The sequence below is a fragment of the Streptomyces sp. NPDC052079 genome (genome assembly GCF_040680275.1).
Lineage (GTDB): Bacteria > Actinomycetota > Actinomycetes > Streptomycetales > Streptomycetaceae > Streptomyces.
The window spans coordinates 1-19,550 of the sequence record NZ_JBFAWL010000028.1 but is presented as its reverse complement, the minus strand read 5'-3'; the positions used below and the strand labels follow the sequence as shown (position 1 = coordinate 19,550).

At 69.9% G+C, this 19,550-nt stretch carries 20 protein-coding genes and 1 pseudogene; 8 read left to right on the top strand and 13 right to left on the bottom strand.

Features of this window, described 5'->3' with window-relative positions; translation table 11 throughout:
- Positions 1-32: 32 nt before the first annotated feature.
- Entirely contained in the window at positions 33-989 is a 957-nt protein-coding gene (locus AB0L56_RS28275; protein WP_365428066.1) for a hypothetical protein, read from the bottom strand.
- 133 nt (positions 990-1,122) lie between these two features.
- On the opposite strand from AB0L56_RS28275, the gene AB0L56_RS28270 reads away from it, so the two are divergent.
- Positions 1,123-2,118: a winged helix-turn-helix domain-containing protein gene (locus AB0L56_RS28270; RefSeq protein ID WP_365428063.1), complete on the top strand. Its 996-nt coding sequence runs from the start codon at positions 1,123-1,125 to the stop codon at positions 2,116-2,118.
- Between the two features lie 90 nt (positions 2,119-2,208).
- Entirely contained in the window at positions 2,209-2,574 is a 366-nt protein-coding gene (locus tag AB0L56_RS28265) for a gas vesicle structural protein GvpA (RefSeq protein WP_361025614.1), read from the top strand.
- Here AB0L56_RS28265 and AB0L56_RS28260 read toward each other — a convergent pair whose 3' ends face one another.
- Entirely contained in the window at positions 2,575-3,351 is a 777-nt protein-coding gene (locus tag AB0L56_RS28260) for a helix-turn-helix transcriptional regulator (RefSeq protein WP_365428061.1), read from the bottom strand.
- A gap of 153 nt (positions 3,352-3,504) precedes the next feature.
- Here AB0L56_RS28260 and AB0L56_RS28255 point away from each other — a divergent pair, with 153 nt between their 5' ends.
- Both AB0L56_RS28255 and AB0L56_RS28250 read left to right on the top strand, forming a co-directional pair.
- Positions 3,505-3,912, top strand: coding sequence for an isomerase (locus tag AB0L56_RS28255; RefSeq protein ID WP_365428058.1), 408 nt, complete (start codon positions 3,505-3,507; stop codon positions 3,910-3,912).
- A 212-nt stretch (positions 3,913-4,124) separates the two neighbouring features.
- A complete protein-coding gene (locus tag AB0L56_RS28250; RefSeq protein WP_365428055.1) occupies positions 4,125-4,511 on the top strand; it encodes a signal peptidase I in 387 nt (128 codons plus the stop codon).
- Between the two features lie 51 nt (positions 4,512-4,562).
- Here the strand turns inward: AB0L56_RS28250 and AB0L56_RS28245 are convergent, their stop codons facing one another.
- Positions 4,563-5,036 (bottom strand): SRPBCC family protein, encoded by a 474-nt coding sequence (locus AB0L56_RS28245; protein ID WP_361025605.1) that lies wholly within the window; start codon positions 5,034-5,036, stop codon positions 4,563-4,565.
- A 218-nt stretch (positions 5,037-5,254) separates the two neighbouring features.
- Between AB0L56_RS28245 and AB0L56_RS28240 the strand changes: the two genes are divergently transcribed.
- From AB0L56_RS28240 to AB0L56_RS28230, 3 genes are all read left to right on the top strand, one after another.
- Positions 5,255-6,799, top strand: coding sequence for a fused MFS/spermidine synthase (locus AB0L56_RS28240; protein WP_365428052.1), 1,545 nt, complete (start codon positions 5,255-5,257; stop codon positions 6,797-6,799).
- A 121-nt stretch (positions 6,800-6,920) separates the two neighbouring features.
- Positions 6,921-7,499 carry a dihydrofolate reductase family protein gene (locus AB0L56_RS28235; protein ID WP_365428049.1) on the top strand — a complete coding sequence of 193 codons (579 nt, stop codon included), beginning with the start codon at positions 6,921-6,923 and terminating at the stop codon, positions 7,497-7,499.
- 146 nt (positions 7,500-7,645) lie between these two features.
- Positions 7,646-9,175 carry an MFS transporter gene (locus AB0L56_RS28230; RefSeq protein WP_365428046.1) on the top strand — a complete coding sequence of 510 codons (1,530 nt, stop codon included), beginning with the start codon at positions 7,646-7,648 and terminating at the stop codon, positions 9,173-9,175.
- Positions 9,176-9,282: 107 nt separating this feature from the next.
- Here the strand turns inward: AB0L56_RS28230 and AB0L56_RS28225 are convergent, their stop codons facing one another.
- The 8 genes from AB0L56_RS28225 to AB0L56_RS28190 form a co-directional block, all read right to left on the bottom strand.
- Positions 9,283-10,236: a hypothetical protein gene (locus AB0L56_RS28225; RefSeq protein WP_365428043.1), complete on the bottom strand. Its 954-nt coding sequence runs from the start codon at positions 10,234-10,236 to the stop codon at positions 9,283-9,285.
- Between the two features lie 437 nt (positions 10,237-10,673).
- Entirely contained in the window at positions 10,674-11,078 is a 405-nt protein-coding gene (locus AB0L56_RS28220; protein ID WP_361025587.1) for a cytidine deaminase, read from the bottom strand.
- Between the two features lie 91 nt (positions 11,079-11,169).
- Positions 11,170-11,541 carry a transglycosylase family protein gene (locus AB0L56_RS28215; RefSeq protein WP_361025584.1) on the bottom strand — a complete coding sequence of 124 codons (372 nt, stop codon included), beginning with the start codon at positions 11,539-11,541 and terminating at the stop codon, positions 11,170-11,172.
- Positions 11,542-11,915: 374 nt separating this feature from the next.
- A complete protein-coding gene (locus AB0L56_RS28210; protein WP_365428040.1) occupies positions 11,916-12,857 on the bottom strand; it encodes a DUF5996 family protein in 942 nt (313 codons plus the stop codon).
- Positions 12,858-13,041: 184 nt separating this feature from the next.
- Entirely contained in the window at positions 13,042-14,499 is a 1,458-nt protein-coding gene (gene pntB / locus AB0L56_RS28205) for a Re/Si-specific NAD(P)(+) transhydrogenase subunit beta (RefSeq protein ID WP_365428037.1), read from the bottom strand.
- Between the two features lie 3 nt (positions 14,500-14,502).
- Positions 14,503-16,068, bottom strand: a complete 1,566-nt coding sequence (locus AB0L56_RS28200) for a Re/Si-specific NAD(P)(+) transhydrogenase subunit alpha (RefSeq protein WP_365428034.1) — start codon at positions 16,066-16,068, stop codon at positions 14,503-14,505.
- A 138-nt stretch (positions 16,069-16,206) separates the two neighbouring features.
- Entirely contained in the window at positions 16,207-16,779 is a 573-nt protein-coding gene (locus tag AB0L56_RS28195) for a WHG domain-containing protein (protein ID WP_365428180.1), read from the bottom strand.
- 70 nt (positions 16,780-16,849) lie between these two features.
- Positions 16,850-17,350 carry a hypothetical protein gene (locus AB0L56_RS28190; RefSeq protein WP_365428031.1) on the bottom strand — a complete coding sequence of 167 codons (501 nt, stop codon included), beginning with the start codon at positions 17,348-17,350 and terminating at the stop codon, positions 16,850-16,852.
- A 39-nt stretch (positions 17,351-17,389) separates the two neighbouring features.
- Between AB0L56_RS28190 and AB0L56_RS28185 the strand changes: the two genes are divergently transcribed.
- Positions 17,390-17,836 carry a hypothetical protein gene (locus tag AB0L56_RS28185; RefSeq protein ID WP_365428028.1) on the top strand — a complete coding sequence of 149 codons (447 nt, stop codon included), beginning with the start codon at positions 17,390-17,392 and terminating at the stop codon, positions 17,834-17,836.
- A gap of 94 nt (positions 17,837-17,930) precedes the next feature.
- On the opposite strand, the gene AB0L56_RS28180 is transcribed toward AB0L56_RS28185, so the two are convergent.
- The gene (locus tag AB0L56_RS28180; RefSeq protein WP_365428025.1) at positions 17,931-18,974 is read right to left on the bottom strand and encodes a CU044_5270 family protein; all 1,044 of its coding nucleotides are present in this window, start codon (positions 18,972-18,974) and stop codon (positions 17,931-17,933) included.
- Positions 18,971-19,467 (bottom strand): annotated as a pseudogene (locus AB0L56_RS28175) (RNA polymerase sigma factor); the annotation flags it as partial. The pseudogene AB0L56_RS28175 and the gene AB0L56_RS28180, both read right to left, overlap by 4 nt.
- Positions 19,468-19,550: the final 83 nt, after the last annotated feature.

Below are 19,550 nucleotides of genomic sequence, written 5' to 3'. Positions count from 1 at the left end.
CGCGGCCTTCCGCGGCGGCGTGAGTGCCCCGTTCACCCGGCCTGCGGGCATGTGGGGTCGGCGATCGCCGAGACCGTGTACGGAGGTTCGCCGGGCGGGTCGTCGAGCTGGCTGTTGACGACGTACAGCCGGCAGCCGTGCCGGGCGAGTGTGGTGGGCAGGTCGAACGGCTCGCCGGTGATCCGGTGCCGCACCACGCCCGCGCGCAGGTCTTCGTCCAGCTCTGCGATGTACACCCCGTTCGGGGCGCCGTAGTTGAGTACCGCGTACAGGGTCCGGCCACGCAGCACCATGCCGTCGGCGCCGAACGACTCACCGCCCAGTTGCACTTGTTCCACGGCCCGCGAGGAGGTGTCCACACGCCAGAGCGCCTCGGTGCCGTTGGACGACACCAGCAGCGTCCCGCCGGCCCGGTCGGCCACGATGCCGTTGAGCAGCCAGTACTGGGCCGGGAACTGCGGCCAGGCGGAACGGATGTCGAGCCAGGGGCGCAACGGGCCGAGCCGGCCGTTCCGCAACGACGCCCGGTGGATCACGGGGTTGGCCCAGTCGGTGACGTACACGGCATCGCGGGTGATCACCAGGTCGTTGAGATCCGGTGGGCCGAGGGGGCCGTCCTCAGCCGTACGCCGTGCCAGCAGCCGCCCGCGTGCGTCGTGCACCGTGAGGGTCGCACCGCCGACCGAGTAGACGCGGTTGCGTCGGTCGGTGTGCACACCGAGGGTGCTGGTGCGGTCGGCGACACCCCGCGCGGCGAACGGACGGAGCTCGGGGGCGCTCACATGGCCCCGGAACAGCTTCCCCGTACCGTCGGACGACACGTACATCGTGCCGTCGCGTGCCACGGTGATGCCCTCGGGCAGGATCCCCGGGGCTCGCGAGACGACGTAGGTGCCGGGAAGGTCCCGGGCGCCTGCGGTGCCGGTCTGACCGGTCACCGCGAGGAGCACCGAGGCTCCCAGACAGAGCAGCCGTGTCGTCACGTGCATGGATCGACCTCCTGGAAGAGCCGTGACCACGAGGGGTCGTGGAGCGACTCCCCCAGGCTGGTCCGCATGGCGCGCCGTCGCCCGGCCTTTCAACCCTGGCTGAAACGCTTGGTGTTACCCATAATCGGTGGCCGTGATCCGTCTGCATTTCTCGGCCGCCGACCTGCGCCGCGTCACGATCGCGCCGCGCCCCGACGCCATGTTCGAAACGGCGCTGAGCGTGCGCCTGTTGCTGACCGCGCCCCCGGTGCGCAACGGCCGCCGCGCCGGAATGCTCCAGTGGCAGCGGGCGATGAGCGGAACGCCCGTGAGCCGGGCCGGAATGCTGGCGGAGCTGGTCCGCCGGGACGACTATCTCCCCGACTTCCTGCTGCAGCCGGGCGCTTCCTGCTTCAGTGATGCGGTCGACTCGGTCCACGCCACGCCCGCCCCGCGACTTCAGCAGGATCTGGCGCGGCTCACCGAACCCGCGGAAGCCGTGAGGGGACGCGGCGGCCGGTCCCCGAGCGCCGACCGGCAGTTGCGTGAACTCGCGCAGGGAAGCCCTCGGGGACGCGATGCCCTGGTCCGGGACCTGCGCGACTACCATGCCTCCTCCCTCACGGAGTTCTGGCCCCGCATCGCGGCCGCGGCCACGGCGGATCGTTCGCTGCGCGCCGAGATGCTGCTGCGTGGAGGCGTGGACGCGCTGCTGACCACGCTGGCCCCGACCTGGCGGTGGCAGCCTCCGACGCTCCACCTGCCCTCGCGTTCGTCCTTCGACGTGCCGCTGTGCGGACGCGGTCTGCTGCTGGTCCCCTCCTTCTTCGCCACCAGGCCGTTCGTGGGATACCACCCGGACGAACCCACGGTGCTGGTGTACCCGATGCACGACGGTGACACCGCCGAGGTGTCCCTCGACGCACTCGCTCCGCTGCTCGGCCGCACGCGAGCCGCCGTTCTGGCCGCGCTGCGGACGCCGGCCACCACGACCGCCCTGGCGGAACGCACCGGCATCTCACTGGCCGGTGCCAGTCAGCACGCCGCCGTCCTCCGCAACGCGGGACTGATCTGCACCGAGAGAACCGGAACCGCGGTCCTCCACGCCCTGCTTCCCCTCGGCCGGGCCCTGCTCGACGGGAACCCGTAGGGCTGCCTCTCCTCCCGCCCCGCCCGGATGCGGTGGGAGACATGAAGGGGCGATCAGGGGGCACGAGGGCTGGGAAAGGGGCTGATCGCGATGAATCAGGTGGTGCCGCAGCGTGGCGGAGGAGGCTCCAGCGGCCTCTACGACGTTCTGGAACTGATCCTCGACCGGGGGCTGGTGATCGACGCGTTCATACGGGTTTCTCTGGTCGGCATCGAGATACTCAAGATCGACGTTCGTATCGTGGTGGCCAGCGTCGACACCTACTTGCGCTTCGCCGAGGCGTGCAACCGTCTGGATCTGGAGGCGGGACCGCGCAAGCCCACCGGGCTGACCGAACTCCCGGACAAGATGCGTGAGTCGGGCTCACAAGGAGCGGCCAAGGGACTGCTGTCCGGTGCCGCGCAAGCCGTCTCCGAGGCCTTTCAGCAGGCACGTGAGGAACCACGACGGAAGTAGTCACCGCCGCACGCTTGTGAGCAGTTGAGCTGTCGCGTCATCGGCGGGGAAGAACGTCTCCACGGCGATCTCGTCCAGAGTCACGTCCCTGGGCGAGCCGAAGACCGTGGTCGTATAGAGGAACGCGAGGTCACCGTGGTCCGAGGACAGGAGCAGCGGGACGGCGAAGTCGTCGCGGTTCTCCTCCTCGGGGAGGGCGGCGGGTGCGCCGTAGGACTCCAGGTCGGCCAGCAGGTCCGTGAGGCCTTCGGCCGCTGTACGGGCGAGTTGACGACGTAGACGGCGCAGCACGTGCGCCCGCCACTGGGTGAGGTTGCGGATCCGCGGGGCCAGCCCGTCCGGATGCAGTGTGGCGCGCAGGACGTTCACCGGCGGGGTGAGGAGCGGGGCGGGCAGATCGGCGAAGAACGCCGTCGCGGCCCGGTTCGCGGCCAGCAGTTCCCAGCGCACATTGACCGCGAGCGCCGGACTGGGCTCATGACCGGCGAGTACGGCCTCCACGGCGGTCCGGGCCGCGCCCAGGTCCGCGAGCGGCCGCTCGAGGTGGAGGGGCGCGAAGCCCGCCGCCAGATGCAGGGCGTTGCGCTCCCGCAGCGGTACGTCGAGTTCGTCGCAGAGCCGTTCGATCATGTTCCGGCTGGGGGTGGCACGCCCGGTCTCGATGCAGCTCAGGTGCCGGGTCGACAGGTTCGCCGCCAGTGCCACGTCCATCTGCGACCGGTTGCGGCGCTGCCGCCAGCGCCGTACGAGCAGTCCGACCGGTTCCGAGGTGACCATGCTCCGAGAGTGTCCCACCGAGTGTGCGCCCGGCAATGACCTGAGAGGTCATCGACACCGTGCCGGGGCGCACCGCACAGTCGGGGCACGGACCGCGCCTTCCACGGCACGGCCCCTACGCGATGCCCGACGACCGAACAGAAGGAGCCGGCCATGTCCCGGACCATCGAACCGACCACCGCCCGGTACCAGGAGAGTCTCGACCGGTACCTGCGGTTCTGGAACACCTCGTCGTCCGACGAGGAGAACGCCCCGGCGTCCGTCGTCTTCACGGAGGAGATCCGCTACTGCGCGCCGATCGGCGTCCTCACCGGACGGCAGGCCCTGATCGACTTCCGCGAGCGGTTCCTGCGGCACATGGAGACCGTCGCGTTCCGGGCGCGCCGGGAGCCGGAGATCCACCACGGCCACGCCCGGCTGCAGTGGCGGCTCGACGCCCGCGGCGAGGAGTTCGCTACCGGAACCGACGTCCTCGCCTTCGGTCCGGACGGCCGCATCGACACCGTCACCACCTTCCTGGACAAGGCGCCCGAGGGCTTCAACCCTCACGCCCACGAGTGAACCGCGGCCCGCGCCTCCTCAGCCGGACTCGCGCCCGGCATCACTCCCGGCACCGAACAGCGCTGTACATGTACTTGTGGGCCGGCGCACCCGCCAAGATCTCCAGCCGGCAGTCCCCGTTGGCGGACATCCGTATCGGGGCGTACGGCAAGAAGCAGCGGGCGGCGTGACCGTCATGGTCACGCTGCCCGGTCCTGCTAGCTTTCGGGGCCATGACGGACGGTGTGTATGTGGGAAACGCGGGCAAGGATGCGGCTTTGGACCGGGGGTGGTTGCTGGGGCACTTCAAGGATGTCGCCGATCCTCGGCACAGCGAGGACGTGGAGATCAAGTGGGGCGTCCACCCGAAGGGCGATGCGAGGGCGCAGTGGGTGACCGGTGAGACGCGCACCACTCTTCAGGTCCTCATCAGCGGTCGCTTCCGGGTGGAACTACGCGGGCGCAGTGTGGTCCTGGCCGAACAGGGCGACTATGTCGTGTGGGGCCGAGGCGTCGACCACTCCTGGTTCGCGGAGGAGGAGTCGGTGGTCCTGACGGTCCGCTGGCCCTCGGTGCCCGGTTACCGGGTCGACCGGGACGACTCCGCCGGCCCCACGTGACGCGCCGGGGAGAAGCCCGGTCGCCCTGCCGGGCTTCTCCCCTCGCCTACGTCAGTGGCCGGTGCCTGGGTTCTCCGGCCGGATCCGTCCATGCCAGCCGCCGGTGCTGCCGCCGCTCTCCACATACTCCTTGAACCGGCGCAGGTCCCCCTTGACCCGTCGGTCGATCAGCCCCAGGGCGTCCGCGCCCTTCTCCGCGACGCCCGTGGGTTCGACATCCATCGTCAACTCCACTCGGGTACGTGTGTCGTCCAGCGGCTCGAACCTCACCGAGCCCCGCTGCTGGACCTCCCCGCCGATGGTCCGCCAGGTGACGCGGTCGTCCACGAGTTGGTCGACGATCTCCGTGTCGAACTCGCGCCGTACGCCACCGATGCTGGTGGTCCAGTGGTTGTGCCGGTCGTCGAGCTGCTTGACCTCCTCGACCCCTTCCATGAACCGCGGGAAGTCCTCGAACTGCGTCCACTGGTCGTACGCCCTGCGCAGCGGGACCTCCACGTCGACCGTTTCCTTGACCGTGCTCATTGATCCCTCCTGGTCTGTTCTTCTCGGGGCCGGACGCGTGCGACGCGCCGCCCTCGGTGTCCGTGCAGGGCGGCGGGTACCCCGGAAACCGGAGGTGAAAGATCAGCGACCGCATCCGGTGCCCGGGGGTCGTGAAGTGGTCGCCGTACAGGGGTGGTTGTTCGTGCCCGGCTCGGACAGGTGCGCGGTATCGCCCGGTTGGCGAGGAGCATGCAAGGATGTCGCCCGTGACCGAATCGTCATTCCTGCCTCTCACCGAGGCCACTCCTCGCGCACACGGCCCGGGTTCCCGTGTTGCCGCCGTGCTCGTGTTCGGGTCCTCGGCCGCAGTCCTGGTGGTCGAGATCGTCGCCCTGCGGCTGCTGGCGCCGTACCTCGGCCTCACCCTCGAGACCAGCACCCTGGTGATCAGCATCGCGCTGACCGCGATCGCCGTGGGTTCCTGGCTGGGTGGGCGCCTCGCGGACCACGTCGATCCACGCCGGTTGCTGGGCCCCTCGCTCGGGGTGTCGGGAGCGGTCGTCGCATTGACGCCGGCCGTGCTCCGCAGCACCGCGGAGTGGGCGCCGGCCGCGCTGCTGCTGATCGCGTCGATGACCATCCTGGTGCCGGGCGCGCTGCTGTCCGCGGTGACGCCGATCGTGACGAAGCTGCGTCTCACGAGCCTCGCCGAGACCGGCACCGTCGTCGGCCGGCTGTCCGGTGTCGGCACCGCCGGGGCGATCTTCGGCACCGTGTTCACCGGTTTCGTCCTCGTGTCGCGGCTGTCGGTCAGCGGGATCCTGATCGGTCTGGGCACCCTGCTGGTGGTCGGCTCGGCGCTGGTGGAGTGGCGGGCGCGCGGCTGGAGCGGCGCTCCCGCCCTGGCCCTCGTGGTCCTCGCCGGCGGGCTCGCCACCGCGGTCGCTCCCGGTGGCTGCGACGTGGAAACGAAGTACCACTGCGCACGGGTCGTCGCCGACCCCGACCGGGCCGGCGGCCGCACCCTCGTCCTGGACGGCGTGCGGCATTCCTATGTCGACATCGACGACCCCACCCACCTTGAATTCACCTACGTACGTGCCATCGCTGCGGTGGTCGATGCCGCCTTCCCCGGAAGCGAACCGCTTGCCGCACACCACCTGGGCGGCGGCGGGCTCACCTTTCCCCGTTACCTCGCGGCCACCCGGCCCGGAACGCGCAGTGTCGTGTCGGAGATCGACAGCGGTGTCGTGCGCATCGACCGCGACCGGCTCGGGCTGGGGTCGGAGTCCGGTATCGACGTACGTACCGAGGATGGCCGGCTGGGGCTGCGGCGGCTGGACGCCGACAGCCGTGACCTCGTCGTCGGCGACGCGTTCGGGGGTGTCAGTGTCCCGTGGCACCTCACCACGGTGGAAGCGATGTCCGGCGTACGGCGGGTGCTCGACGAGGACGGCCTGTACGTCGCCAACCTCATCGATCACGGTGATCTGGCCTTCGCACGGGCCGAGGCGGCCACGCTCGGCGAGGTTTTCGAGCATGTCGCCGTCCTCGGCGAGCCCGCCGACCTCCGCCTGGACCCGGCCGCCGCTCCCGGGGGCGGCAATCTGGTGGTGATCGCCTCCGACCGGTCAGTGGACCGGTCCGCGCTCCAGAACGCGCTGGACGCCCGGCGGACAGGCTGGACCGTCGCCGCCGGGGGCGACCTCAGGTCCTGGACCGGTGACGCCCCGGTGCTCACCGACGACTACGCGCCCGTCGACCAGCTTCTCCAGCCCTACGGCCCGCAGAGCGGCCGGTGACGCCGCACCCGGTCATGCCGTGATCGGGCCACACCGTCCGGTGGCGATGACTTCCGTCATGGTCTGCAGTCTGAATTGACGTAATTCACGTGTTCCATCGACCACCGGCGAGGAGAGCGTTGTGACCGCGACCTACACCTTCGATGTCTTCTCCAGCCTCGACGGCTACGGCGCCGCCGGAGGCGACTGGACCGGCTACTGGGGCAAGCAGGGGCCCGAGTTGCTCGACCACCGCCTCTCCCTGTACAGCGAGGAGCAGCGGATGGTCTTCGGGGCCAACACGTATCGCGTCTTCACGCGGATGCTGGCCGAGAGTACCGACGATTCCGACGTACGCGATCCATGGGTCACCCGGATGCGGAACCTGCCGGCGACGGTGGTGTCGACCACGCTGGAGACGTCCCCCGTGTGGCCGACTGCGAGCGTCGTGAGCGGCGACGCCGTCGATGTCGTCGCCCGGCTCAAGGAGGAGTCCGAGGTGCCGTTGCGTTCGCACGGCAGCCTGTCGATGAACCGGGCGCTGCTGGCCGCCGGCCTGGTAGACCGCCTCCAGGTGACCCTCTTCCCCGTGATCACCGGCCGGACGGGACTCGACCGGATTTTCGAGGGGGCGGAGGACTTCGATCTCGAGCTGATCGATCACCGGACGCTCGACGGCCGCGTCCAGGAGCTCACCTACCGGCCTACCCTGCATGGGTGAGTCCGCCCGTGCGCGGCGGCGCGGCCCGTCGCTCAGGGGCGGGTGATCCTATGCCGGCAGGGACGGTCCGCTGACCGGCGGGTGTGATCACGTCCCGGCCGGGGGACGTGTTCGCCCGGGCTGGAGGGCCTGCGAGAGGATTCCATGTGACAACGTCGGCGTCAGCGGCGGGCGGGGCGGGCGACCGGGAACCCGGTGCGGCCCGGGAGGACGAATACCAGCCGGATCCGCGCCGGTGGCGGGCCCTGTGGGTCACCCTGGTGGCCGCTTTCATGAGCCTGCTGGACGTCACGATCGTGGCGGTCGCGCTGCCCACCATGCAGGAGGATCTGCACGCCTCCCCCGCCCAAGTGCAGTGGGTGGTGTCCGGATACACGCTCACCTTCGCCCTCGCTCTCGTCACCGCCGGCCGGCTCGGCGACGCCCTTGACCGGCGCCGTATCTTCCTGCTCGCCCTCTGCGGCTTCGTGATCTTCAGCGCCGCTTGCGGAGCCGCGCCCGACATCACCCTGCTGGTGGTGGCCCGGCTCGCCCAGGGGCTCGCGGCGGGTTTCATGGCGCCGCAGAATTCCGCGCTGATCCAGCAGTTGTTCCGCGGCGCCGAACGCGGCCGGGCCTTCGGCTACTTCGGCGCGACCGTCGGCATCTCCTCCGCGTCCGGCCCCCTCGTCGGCGGCATGATCCTGGCCCTGGCCGACCATCCAGGCGGCTGGCGCTGGATCTTCTACGTCAACGTTCCCATCGGTCTTCTCGCCGTCCTGCTCGGACGCCGTCTGCTGTCACGCACCCGCAGGTCCGGCCGGGGGCACGTGGACCTGCCCGGGATCCTGCTCCTCGGACTGGGCGTTCTCGCGCTCATGTATCCGCTGGTCCAGGCGGAGGCCGGAGGGCTGACCCGCCTGTGGTGGATGTTCCTCGTCGGCGCCCTTCTCCTCACCGTGTTCGTCCGTCGGCAGTACCGCCTGGTCGCCCGGGGCACCAGACCACTGCTGGACCCCAGACTGTTCACCACGGTGCGCGGCTACGCCGTCGGCGCCGGGGTCGGCACCCTGTATTTCATCGGTTTCAGCGGCGTGTGGCTCGTGTTCGCCCTCTTCTACCAGCACGGTCTCGGCTTGTCGCCGCTCCGGTCCGGCCTCGCCGTCACTCCGTTCGCTCTCGGTTCGGCGGGTGCGGCCGTGGTCGCGGGCCGGCTGGTGGACCGGCTCGGCCGGATGCTCACCGTATGCGGGCTCGCCGGCGCGATCGTCGGTCTGGGCGCCACCGCTCTGCTGCTGCGCTTCGCGCCGCTGGACATCGCTCCCTGGGTCGCCGCCCCTGCCCTGTTCCTCGGCGGCATCGGCGGAGGCTTCGTGGTCTCCCCCAACATCACCATGACCCTGCGCGACGTACCCGTGCGGATGGCAGGCGCGGCAGGCGGCGCCCTGCAGACCGGGCAGCGGCTCGGCGCCGCGGTGGGTACCGCGGCCCTGCCGGGTCTCTACTACCTGGTGCTCGCCGGCGGCGCCGACTATCAGGCGGCCCTGGTCGTCGCGCTCTGCGCCGCCCTCGTCATGATGCTGGCGTCACTCGCCCTGGCGGCATTCGACTGGCGTCGCGACCGGCGTACGCGCGGACAGCACCGTAGGTGCCCGGAGGAGGTCGCGAACAACCCGATGCACGCCGGGCAGAGCTGACCGACCCGCCCGGTGGTGGCCCCGGGCAAAGCCGAGCACTTCCTAGCCTTCACCAGCTCGCCTGCACCCTCATCTGCTACCGCCGACTCACCAAATGAGATGACGTCTTAGAGTCCGATCCCGAACCCGAACGCGATCGGGGCGAAATCCGATGCGTAGCCGCGCAAGCCGTCGCCACCCCAGTGCAGGGCGACGATCTCGTTGCTCTCGTTTACCACCACCGACCCGGAGTCCCCAGAACGCGACCACACCCCCTCTGGATTCAGCCCGAGGTCGGGGATCATCACGATCGACACCTGTCCGAGCATCATCCAGAGCGGGCTACCGTCGTGGTCGAGTGCCACGTAGGCGCCGAGCGTGCCCTCAACCACCCCATGCGACACTCCGGTGCTGTACCCACGTTTGCGGACGACCGAACCAACCTGCGGCGACGAGATGGCGGTTGCGGCGCCGAGGTCGGCGATCGTCCCAACCTTTGCCGTGCGTGCGCCGTCGACCGCACACAATGCGGCGTCGAAGAAGCCAGAGACCAGGCCACCGGGGAACAGCGACGGAGTGTCGGGTGCCAGACACTGGCGCAGCGAGCCGAGCCGTTCGATCGGCGGTGCTGGGTCGGTTTGCGGCGCCGGTTGCTGGATCGTATTACCGACCGCGCCGCAGATAACGTGGGCGTTGCTGACCGCGACGGGCGACCCGGCCGAGTCGTGGAACACACAACCGAGCGTGCCCGCGTGCACGTTTCCATCCACGATCGCTGCAGGCGCGAGCTGGATACCACCCATAATGGGGTCGGTGCCCGGCATGCCGTAGGTCTTCTGGTCCGGAATACCGGCTTGCTCCAGTTGCGGTCTGCCAGCAACCAGGATGTACGGGAATCCCCCGATGGACTCCGGCAGCGCCGCGGGTGGGTCGCCCGGATCATTCACCAGAATTCGCAGGGTGTATGCGTCGGTGTCATCGACCCCGACGTCAATGCCGTTCACACCCTCGAGCTGCAGTAGGCCAAAGGCGTTCGCGTTGAGAGCGGCAGCCATCTCGATCGGTACATCGTCCGCGGGCATGAGGATTCTCTCCGCTGGTCTGGATTGGCGGTCAACTTGTGTAGAGCTGGCATCACCGATGAAGGCGCCGGGGCCCCTGCGCAACTGTTGAGCGGGCGGTCAGCACGGTCGGCCAACTGGGACAGGAAGTTGTTGAAGTCGGGTTCCAGGTAGTCCCGGTCCGCAGCGCGGGCCTCGTCGATCATCACCTGGATCTCGTCGCCGGTGTGCGTGTTGAAGACACGCGCAGTCGCAGTTCCGGCAACAACGAGTACCGCGACCACCGGTTCAACACCGGGCCCGACCACCGCGTTTGCGAAGTCGGTGAGGGTCAGGGCGCCGCCCGGCCCGAGTGGGATGAAGGTGACACCCTCGCGCGCCTTGCGCACTCCCCCGATACGTTCAGACTAGGCCGGATCATCAGCCTTCGCAGATCGGGCGGGCTCGATCCACAGAGGCTACTCGGCGTCGAGTTGGTGGTCGGCCCAGACGTAGGTTGCCGGCAGGAGGTCGGTGACGGGGACGGTGTCGGTGGGGCCCACGATGACCTTGAGCGCGGGGAAGTAGTCGAGGAGGACCTGGCGGCACCGGCCGCACGGGGGTACGACTCCCCGGTCGCGGTCGCCCACGGCGACGATCGTGTCCAGTTCGTAGGCGCCTTGTGCCGCTGCCGCCCCGATGAGGACGAGCTCGGCGCAGGGGCCGCCGGTGAAGTGATAGGCGTTCACCGCCGTGATGATCCGCCCGTCCGCGGCGCGGGCGGCGGCCGCCATCGTGTGGTTGTCGCCCCGGCAGCGGGTGCGAGCAACAACGGTGGCGGCGTCGATGAGTTCCCGGTCGACAGGGTGGGTTTGCAGGGTCATCCGTCGCTCTCGTCTTCGTCGGGTGTCCGACGACGGTGACCCGGGCGACGCGGGCGCGCAAGCGAATATCGTGGCGCCGCTCCTCCCCTTCTCAGGCGCAGGACCAGGCCGACATTCCCTGGAGGCGGGCCAGGCGTTCGGCCACGGTTATCTGTTCCTCCCGGGTGGCCAGGTCCGCGCGGGGAGCGTACTTCAGGCCGCCTGCCGCCTCCCAGCTGGACTGCGTGAACTGCAGCCCGCCGTAGTGGCCGTTTCCGGTGTTCGCCTGCCAGTCGCCCCCGGATTCGCACTCGGCTATGGCATCCCAGTCGGTTGCCGTGACGGTCGAGGGCGAGGCCACGGCGTCGGTGGCCGTGCTCGTGGCGAGCGCGGCCGCCGCGACCAGGACCATCAGAGCGGTTCGGATCCGGCCCGCCTGCGCGCCGCGTCCGGTGACCGTACGAGCGGTTCGTGTGTTTGTCATACGGAGACTGTTACTTCACGCCACGGGCGATGCCGTGCCGGATGCCGTCTTCTTGGGCCGGACGGAGGAAGTCGTCACCCCGGCGCCCGGTCCGAGGCTCCGTGAGGGCCCTTCCGCGGTGCCCGGCGGACCGGTGGTACGGCTGCTGCGACAGGTGCAACGGACTGTAGGCCTGGGCCCGTGCGGTGCGTGCACTCGGCCCTGTCACGGGCGTGACGGGGTTTTCTCGTGGAGCGTCGGGCAGGCCATGCACCTGCACTTCCCGGCGGGAAGCGGGGCGTCTTGCCTTGGACGACCAACGCCGGGGCTAGGGATCCGCCGAAGCGGTCCGCGCAAGCCGCGCAGTGCCGGCCAGTCGCGTAGCCAACCTCTCATCAGGCGGGACGAGCCGCCAGGTGTTGGTCCGTTATTCCTCCGGGGCAGGCCAGGCCGGCCACGTCCCAGTCGGCACGCCCGGCTCCTGCCCGGTAGGCGCTGTCGTAGAAGGCGAGCACGGTGGCGCGCGGGTCCGGTGTGGCCCGGGCGTCGTCGTAGCGGAGCACGGCCAGATGGCTGCCGTTGCGCTCCACCCACCGGGCAGCTTCCGGTACGAGGGGCTCCTCCGTCAGCCCTGGGGGTTCCGGGGCCGTGTAGGAGTAGAACGCGGGCTCGGGAAACGTGTCGTCCCCGAACCAGAACCCGAAGCTGATCACCTCGCGGGAGTACGCCTCGCGGGTGACCGGGTCGGCCTCCGCCGGCTGCTCGGTGTGCCGTCCGGAGAACCTGGTGTAGGCAATGTCGAAGGTGTGCCAGAAGTGGTGCACGGGGCTGGCCTTCCCCGAGAAGTCTGCCGCGAACTCCTCCAGCAGCAGCGCCACTTGGCTGAGGACTTGCCAGTAGCGGTTGGCCTGCACGGGATCGTAGGCCGCATGTTCGGTGTCCTCGGCGAAGGGCCGGGATGCGTCCGGCAGGTCGAACGGATGGGGCACGGGGACGTTCACCTGGACACCCAGGGCGGTCAAAGCGTCCAGGGTCGCGCGGCGGAACGACGCCACGGACCGGCCGTAGAGCGGGAAGGACACCTCGGTGCCGTCCAGAGAAGCGGCCACCAGCTGGTGGCGGACGAAGTCGAAGTCGATGGTGAACGGGTTGCCGTCGGCCCTCCCCGTCGGGCGCGTAGTGATGCCACACCCGGTGATGTGGAAGGGCACATTCCACCAATGGTTGCGCCGTACGCCGGCGGCGAGCCGAATCTTGCCGACGATCTGCTCGAACCGGTGCAGCGTCTCCTTGCAGTCCCGCCATTCAGCGAGCGGAATCGGTGGGAAGAGCTCCATGAGCCTTCCTTCCTGCGTGGAGCGATCGGCGGAGCGATCGACTGTGTGCCGATACCGGCGGCCCTTACCCCTTCATGATGATTGTCGCCGCCGCATGCGGCACGTCGAAGGGATGGGGACGCGGGCCTTCCCGGCAGGTTCGCGGTCACCTGCCGGGCAGCCTGCCCCTGGGGGCGGTACGTCGTCAGTGCGCCCCCGTCGTCTGCCGGGCGGCTGTCGTGGGGCCGTCGGCGTGGGAGTCGAGGGCGTGCAGGATCTGCTCGACGCTCTGTCTGGCGTCGCCGAAGAGCATGCTGGTGTTCTCGCGGAAGAACAGCGGGTTCTGCACGCCGGCGTAGCCGGAGGCCATCGAGCGCTTGAAGACGATGACCTGTTCCGCCTCCCACACACGGAGCACGGGCATGCCCGCGATCGGACTGGAGGGGTCGTCCATCGCCGCCGGGTTGACCGTGTCGTTCGCGCCGATGACCAGGACCACCGACGTGTCCGCGAAGTCGTCGTTGATCTCGTCCATCTCCAGGACGATGTCGTACGGCACCTTGGCCTCGGCCAGGAGCACGTTCATGTGTCCGGGCAGGCGCCCGGCGACGGGATGGACGCCGAAGCGGACCTCGACGCCGCGCTCGCGCAGCCGCCGAGTCAGCTCAGCGACGGGATGCTGCGCCTGCGCCACGGCCATGCCGTAGCCGGGGGTGATCACCACCGACCGGGCCCCGGCGAGCAGTGCGGCCGCCTCCTCGGCCCGCGTCTCGCGGTGCCCGCCCTGCTCCCCGCCGTCGGCCGGCGCGGCCTCGAGGCCGAAGCCGCCCGCGATGACCGAGAGGAAGGAGCGGTTCATCGCCTTGCACATGATGTAGCTCAGATAGGCGCCGGAGGATCCGACCAGTGCGCCGGTGACGATCAGCAGGTTGTTGTCGAGCAGGAATCCGGCCGCGGCCGCGGCCCAGCCGGAGTAGCTGTTGAGCATGGAGACGACGACGGGCATGTCGCCGCCGCCGATGGAGACGACCAGGTGCCAGCCCAGGGCGAGTGCCAGGGCCGTGACCGCGATCATCAGCGGCAGGTTGGGGCTGACGGTGAACCAGATCGTCAGCGCCACGAAGGCCGCCAGCGCGCCGAGGTTGAGGACGTTCTTGCCGGGCAGGACCAGCGGCCGGGACTTGATCCGCCCGGACAGCTTCAGGTAGGCGACGAGGGAGCCGGTGAAGGTGACCGCTCCGATGAAGATGCCGATGAACACCTCGGCGTGGTGGATGCGCAGCAGTTCAGCGGCTACGGCGGTCTGGTCGTCGTTCGCCTCGACCTCCAGGTAGCTGTTCCAGCCGACCAGGACGGCCGCGAGCCCGACGAAACTGTGCAGTACGGCGATGAGTTCGGGCATCTGCGTCATCTCCACGCGCCTCGCCCGCCACAGTCCCGCCACGGCGCCGGCCGCCGTCGCGAGGAGGATCGCCGCGATGGCACCGCCGGAGATGCTGTCCGCCGCGGCCACGACCGTGGCGGACAGGGCGAGCGCCATCCCCGCGATGCCGTAGACGACACCTGCGCGTGAGGTCCGGTGCTGGGACAGGCCGGCGAGGCTGAGGATGAACAGCAGGGCCGCGACCAGGTCGGCCGCCCGGGAAACGGTCATGGAGGTCATCGGTCAGCCCTTCGAGAACATGGACAGCATGCGGCGGGTGACGGCGAAGCCTCCGAAGATGTTCACGCTCGTCAGCAGGATCGCCACGAAGGAGAGCACGGTGACGAGCCGGTTGCCGTGTCCGATCTGCACCAGGGCGCCGATCACCACGATCCCGGAGATGGCGTTGGTCACCGACATCAGCGGGGTGTGCAGGGCATGGTGAACCTTGCCGATGACGTAGTAGCCGATGACCACGGCCAGCGCGAACACGGTGAAGTTCTCGGCCAGTTGGGCCGGAGCGAAGGCGACCAGCAGGAACGTCGCCAGCATGCCGAGGCCGATCAGGACGTAGCGCCCCGCGGAGGTGAGCCGGGGCCGCTCGGTGTCCGCCGGAGCGGCGGTGGGTTCCTCCGGCCCGGTGTCCGGCGGGGCGGCCGAGACGGCGACGGGCGGGGGCGGCCAGGTGACCCGGCCGCAACGGACCACGGTGACCGCCCGCTGGACCACGTCGTCGAAGTCGAGGACGGGGCGGCCGTCCTTGCCGGGTGTGATCAGCGCGAGCAGGTTGACCACGTTGGTGCCGAACATCTGCGAGGCCTGGTCGGGCAGCCGGGAGGCCAGGTCGGTGTAGCCGATGATGGTCACCCCGTTGCCGGTCACCACGGTGCGGCCGGCGATGGTGCCCTCGACGTTGCCGCCCTGGCCGGCCGCCATGTCGACGATGACGCTGCCGGGCTTCATCGCCGCCACGTCCGCGGCGGTCAGCAGGCGCGGCGCGGGGCGGCCGGGGATCAGGGCGGTGGTGATGATGATGTCCACGTCTCGGGCCTGCTCGTGGTAGAGCTCGGACGCGGCCCGGTCGTAGTCGGCGGAGGTTTCCCTGGCGTAACCGTCGGTGCTCGCCTCGTGGACCGTGCTCACCGCGAGGTAGTCGCCGCCCAGGGACTTCACCTGGTCGGCGACCTCGGGCCGCGGGTCGGTGGCGCGGACGACGGCACCGAGGCTGGACGCGGCCCCGATGGCGGCGAGTCCGGCGACGCCGGCTCCGGCGACGAGGACCTTCGCCGGTGGGACCTTGCCCGCGGCGGTGACCTGTCCGGTGAAGAAGCGTCCGAAGACGTGGGCGGCCTCGATCACCGCGCGGTAGCCCGCGATGTTCGCCATCGAGCTGAGTACGTCCACCGACTGCGCCCGCGAGATCCGGGGCACCGCGTCGAGGGCGAGAACCGTCAGCCCGCGCGCGGCGAGTTGCTCCAGCAGGTCCGGCCGCTGGGCCGGGGAGATCAGGGACACCAGTGTCGCGCCGTCGCGCAGTCCGGCGATCTCCTCGGTGGAGGGGGCGTTGACCTTCAGCACGACATCCGCGTTCCAGGCCTCGCCGATGCTTGCCCCCGCCTGTGCGTAGGCTTCGTCGCCGTAGCCGGCGGCGGCACCGGCTCCCGACTCGACGACGGTCTCGTATCCGAGGCCGTGCAGCAGGCGTACGGTCGCGGGGGTGGCGGCGACACGCGTCTCGCCGGGGGTGGATTCGGTGACGACACCGATGCGTAGGGGCGGATGCGGGTGCGCGGGGTGTTGCGCAGACATTGGTGGTCCCCTCGTCAAGGCGTTGGTGGACACGGTGATACGGGATATGCCCACCCGTGGGAAGGGTGGGGCGGGGAAGGCGCCCGTATGCTGGCCGTACCCGGCCACCGCGACGCCACGCTTCGGCGGGGCGGCCGGTCAGGAAGTGGTCGGCCAGGTGCGCAGGAGGGTGTCCAGCGCGTCGATGATCTCGGTCCAGCTCTCCTGCGGGTCGGGAGAGCTGTGGCTGAACGCTCCGGCACCCTCCAGGCCGACGAAACCGCTGAACACGCTGCCCAGCAGGCGCACGGCGTGGGTCTGATGCGGTTCGGCCAGGTGGTATCCGCGCAGGATGGCCCGTGACATCTGGGCGTGCCGCACACCGGCGCTGGAGGCGGCCGCTTCCGGACTGAGCGGGAACTGGGTGGCGGCGAAGCGGCCCGGGTGCTGGCGGGCGTAGTCGCGGTAGGCGTTCGCGAACGCGGTCAGCGCGTCCTTGCCGGCCCGGCCGGCCACCGCGGCGGACACCTGGTCGGCCAGTTCCTCCAGGGCGAGCAGCGCGATCCTGGTCTTCAGGTCGTGGGCGTTCTTCACATGCGAGTACAGGCTCGCGGTCCTCACGCCGAAGCGCCGGGCCAGCTCCGAGGGGGTGGTCTGCTCGAATCCGATCTCGTCGGCCATCTCCGCCCCCGCCTTGACCAGGCGTTCCGTGGTCAACCCCGCACGTGCCACACCCGTTTCCTCCGCGTCGCTCTCCAAGTCACCTCGGGTCATTATGCGCTTTCCTAAACCATTTAGGCAATCACCGTGCGGGGAGGAACGGGGACCGCCGGGCCACGAAGACGTGGGCCTGGTACTGCCGTGCCGCCTCCTTGCTCAGCAACATGCTTGCCTGGGCCTGGACTTGGGCCAGGATGCAGGCGGCTTCGCCGACATCCGCGTCCAACGGCCTGCGTAGATTCCACAGGACGGTAAGCCGCTCCTGCAATGGTGCGATCGCAGCAAGCGGATCACTGGGCCGCAGGCAATCCGCGTACAACCCCAGCGTGATGGCGACGACTTCACTACGCGGGCCGAAAGCGGTGCGCTGGATCGCCAATGCCTCCTCGAAGAGGAACACGAAGCGGTACGCGACCCGGCCGCTGAACTCCGCCATCTCTCCGCTGGCGGATGCGGCAACTGCCTGCCGCACCAGCGCCTGAGCCAGTTCGGGATCGTCGGGCGAGAGATGTTCCCGACACCACCGAACAACGTCAGCCGCAGCCTGCGCCGCGTGCGCCACATCGCCGCCGCCCGTCGCCAAGGCGGCATCGGCCCGACGACCGCATGACGGTCGTCACCGATGGCACTTCGCGACGACGCGATCACCCGCAACGGTAGGCTGTTGCGGATGCGACGTGTGGGCTTCACCTTCGAGTATTTCGCCGAGAGTTCCAAACGTCTGCGGACGTGGGGGATGGTCCTGCTCGGTGTCAGCGGAGGCCTGTGGATCTGGTTCGCCGTCCTGCTGTTCACGCCCTACACCGCCGATCAAGCCAGGGGTAACTCGGCGCCCTGCGAGTCACCGTTCTTCACCGACCGCCGCGATGCCAACGTGCTTGCCGCCGAGGGTAGTCCGTGTGTGGCCGAACGGGACTGGCCTGAGCTGCTTGCGGTCCTGGGCGCCTCAATGCCGACCACCATCGCGGGTACGGCCGTCCTGACTGCTGGCTCGATCAGCATCCGCCTCAACCGACACATGTCCGAGGTGGTCGATGCACTCACGGAGCGGGACAACTCCCCATCCTGATCAAGCGCCTTCCGGTCTGCACCGACTCAGCAAGCCCGAACACAGCCCGACCCCTCAACCGGCATTGTGACCACCCCCGCGACGAGCGGTCGTGTTAGTTCTTTGTGCCGTCAGGGCGTCGGCCGGCCTTGTCGACGATGGCGCTGCGTAGCAGGGCCGAACTGTCCAGGAGGGTTCCGGCCTTGGCGTACGAGGTGTCCTTTGTCAGTCGGCTGCGGTGGCCCAGGTAGGAGAAGTCCTGCCGGTCGAAGACCCACTCGGTGTACACACCGTTCTGCTCGTCGCTCCGGGAGATCCCCAGGCCCCGGCGGCCGAGGGCGTCCTCGGCCCCCGGGGCCTCGGTGACACCGGGGATCTTCGCCGCCGCCCGGTAGAGGGCGGCGGCCGTACGCGGAGGCATCACCCGGCCGAGAAGGTCACCGATCTGCTCGAAGACGGCCTGGTCGCGTTCCCTGCCCTCGATCCGCGGGGTCTTGGCGTACAGGTGCTCCAGCAGCTGGTCGGGGTCCGTCGGCAGGGAGCTGAGCCACTGGTAGGTGGGCCGGCTGAACCCGGCCGGCGTGCCGTCCGTGTCGCCGAGTTCCGCGTTGAGGGGGAATGTCTCGCCGCCGCTCCGGATGAGGCCGAGCTTCTTGACAGGGCCGGGTTCCTGGGAGAGCCACACCTCATGGTCCTCCAGCGGACCGACGACGGCCTTTCCACTGCTCAGGTCCGCGGCGCGGACCTTGGTCGCCGAGTAGGAGAACTGGTCGTCGCGCACGATGGGGGCCTCACGCCTGCCCGCGGCGTCGGAGATCTGCCGGAGCAGGGCGGCGACGGGCCGCATGTCCGTGGCCGCACCGGACGGCGGTACGGCGGACGGCTCGCGGTCGCCGTCGTTCAGGGCGATTCCCGCGGTGAGCAGGCCGGCCAGGGCCAGCGCGGTCACCGGTGCGAGGAGCACGGGCCGGAGCAGTCTGCGGGGCGGCCGGGCGGGGGTGGCGGCCTGGTCGCGGTCGATCTGTCGCATCAAGAGGTCCTTGTGATGGAGGTACTGCTCGCTCGGAAGGTCCCAATCGGCCGGAGCCGGAAGCAGACGGGCGATCTCGTCACGCTCGTCGGACGGCTCGGGGCAAGCGGAGTTCGTCCTGCCGTTCATGTGAGTTCCTTCCGCGCGGGCACGGCCGCGATCGCGGCCGCACTTGTCATCTCTCCGCGGGCGGTGGGCGGTTCCATGTTCTCCTCGGCGAGCCGGGTGAGCTTCTTGCGGGCGCGGGAGAGCCGGGACCGTACGGTGCCGACGGAGACGCCGAGCGCCTGGGCCGTCTGCCGGAGTCCAGGCCGGACCACACGCACAGGGCGAGCACCTCCCGTTCGTGGCGGCGCAGCCGGTCCAGGGACGCTTGGACGGCCCGCAGGCGGCGTACGTCGTCGAGGGGCCCGGCCGCCTGCGGGGCGAAGTCCTCCATGGGGGCGGGCTGCGGCTGACGTGCCAGGAACAGCTGCCGTCGCCGGAGGCTGCGCCGGGCGTTGTCCGCCTTGTGGGTGGCGATGCCGAGCAGCCACGGCAGCAGGGTGCCGCCGTCCTCCTGCACCTTGGCGCGGTTGCGCCAGGCGGCGGCGGCCAGGAACGTCTCGGACTTGACTTCCTCCCCCGCCTAAAGGCGAGGGATTCCAGCGGTCGCCCGCTGGGGTTCCTGCTTCACCGACGACCGCCCCGTCCGGGAGGACTCCC

What these genes read in the sequence shown, in the direction of transcription:
- AB0L56_RS28275 (WP_365428066.1), bottom strand. Translation starts at nt 989, where the DNA reads ATGCACGTGACGACACGGCTGCTCTGTCTGGGAGCCTCGGTGCTCCTC.
- AB0L56_RS28265 (WP_361025614.1), top strand. Translation starts at nt 2,209, where the DNA reads ATGAATCAGGTGGTGCCGCAGCGTGGCGGAGGAGGCTCCAGCGGCCTC.
- AB0L56_RS28260 (WP_365428061.1), bottom strand. Translation starts at nt 3,351, where the DNA reads ATGGTCACCTCGGAACCGGTCGGACTGCTCGTACGGCGCTGGCGGCAG.
- AB0L56_RS28255 (WP_365428058.1), top strand. Translation starts at nt 3,505, where the DNA reads ATGTCCCGGACCATCGAACCGACCACCGCCCGGTACCAGGAGAGTCTC.
- AB0L56_RS28250 (WP_365428055.1), top strand. Translation starts at nt 4,125, where the DNA reads ATGACGGACGGTGTGTATGTGGGAAACGCGGGCAAGGATGCGGCTTTG.
- AB0L56_RS28245 (WP_361025605.1), bottom strand. Translation starts at nt 5,036, where the DNA reads ATGAGCACGGTCAAGGAAACGGTCGACGTGGAGGTCCCGCTGCGCAGG.
- AB0L56_RS28240 (WP_365428052.1), top strand. Translation starts at nt 5,255, where the DNA reads ATGTCGCCCGTGACCGAATCGTCATTCCTGCCTCTCACCGAGGCCACT.
- AB0L56_RS28225 (WP_365428043.1), bottom strand. Translation starts at nt 10,236, where the DNA reads ATGCCCGCGGACGATGTACCGATCGAGATGGCTGCCGCTCTCAACGCG.
- AB0L56_RS28220 (WP_361025587.1), bottom strand. Translation starts at nt 11,078, where the DNA reads ATGACCCTGCAAACCCACCCTGTCGACCGGGAACTCATCGACGCCGCC.
- AB0L56_RS28215 (WP_361025584.1), bottom strand. Translation starts at nt 11,541, where the DNA reads ATGACAAACACACGAACCGCTCGTACGGTCACCGGACGCGGCGCGCAG.
- AB0L56_RS28210 (WP_365428040.1), bottom strand. Translation starts at nt 12,857, where the DNA reads ATGGAGCTCTTCCCACCGATTCCGCTCGCTGAATGGCGGGACTGCAAG.
- pntB (WP_365428037.1), bottom strand. Translation starts at nt 14,499, where the DNA reads ATGACCTCCATGACCGTTTCCCGGGCGGCCGACCTGGTCGCGGCCCTG.
- AB0L56_RS28200 (WP_365428034.1), bottom strand. Translation starts at nt 16,068, where the DNA reads ATGTCTGCGCAACACCCCGCGCACCCGCATCCGCCCCTACGCATCGGT.
- AB0L56_RS28185 (WP_365428028.1), top strand. Translation starts at nt 17,390, where the DNA reads ATGGCACTTCGCGACGACGCGATCACCCGCAACGGTAGGCTGTTGCGG.
- AB0L56_RS28180 (WP_365428025.1), bottom strand. Translation starts at nt 18,974, where the DNA reads ATGAACGGCAGGACGAACTCCGCTTGCCCCGAGCCGTCCGACGAGCGT.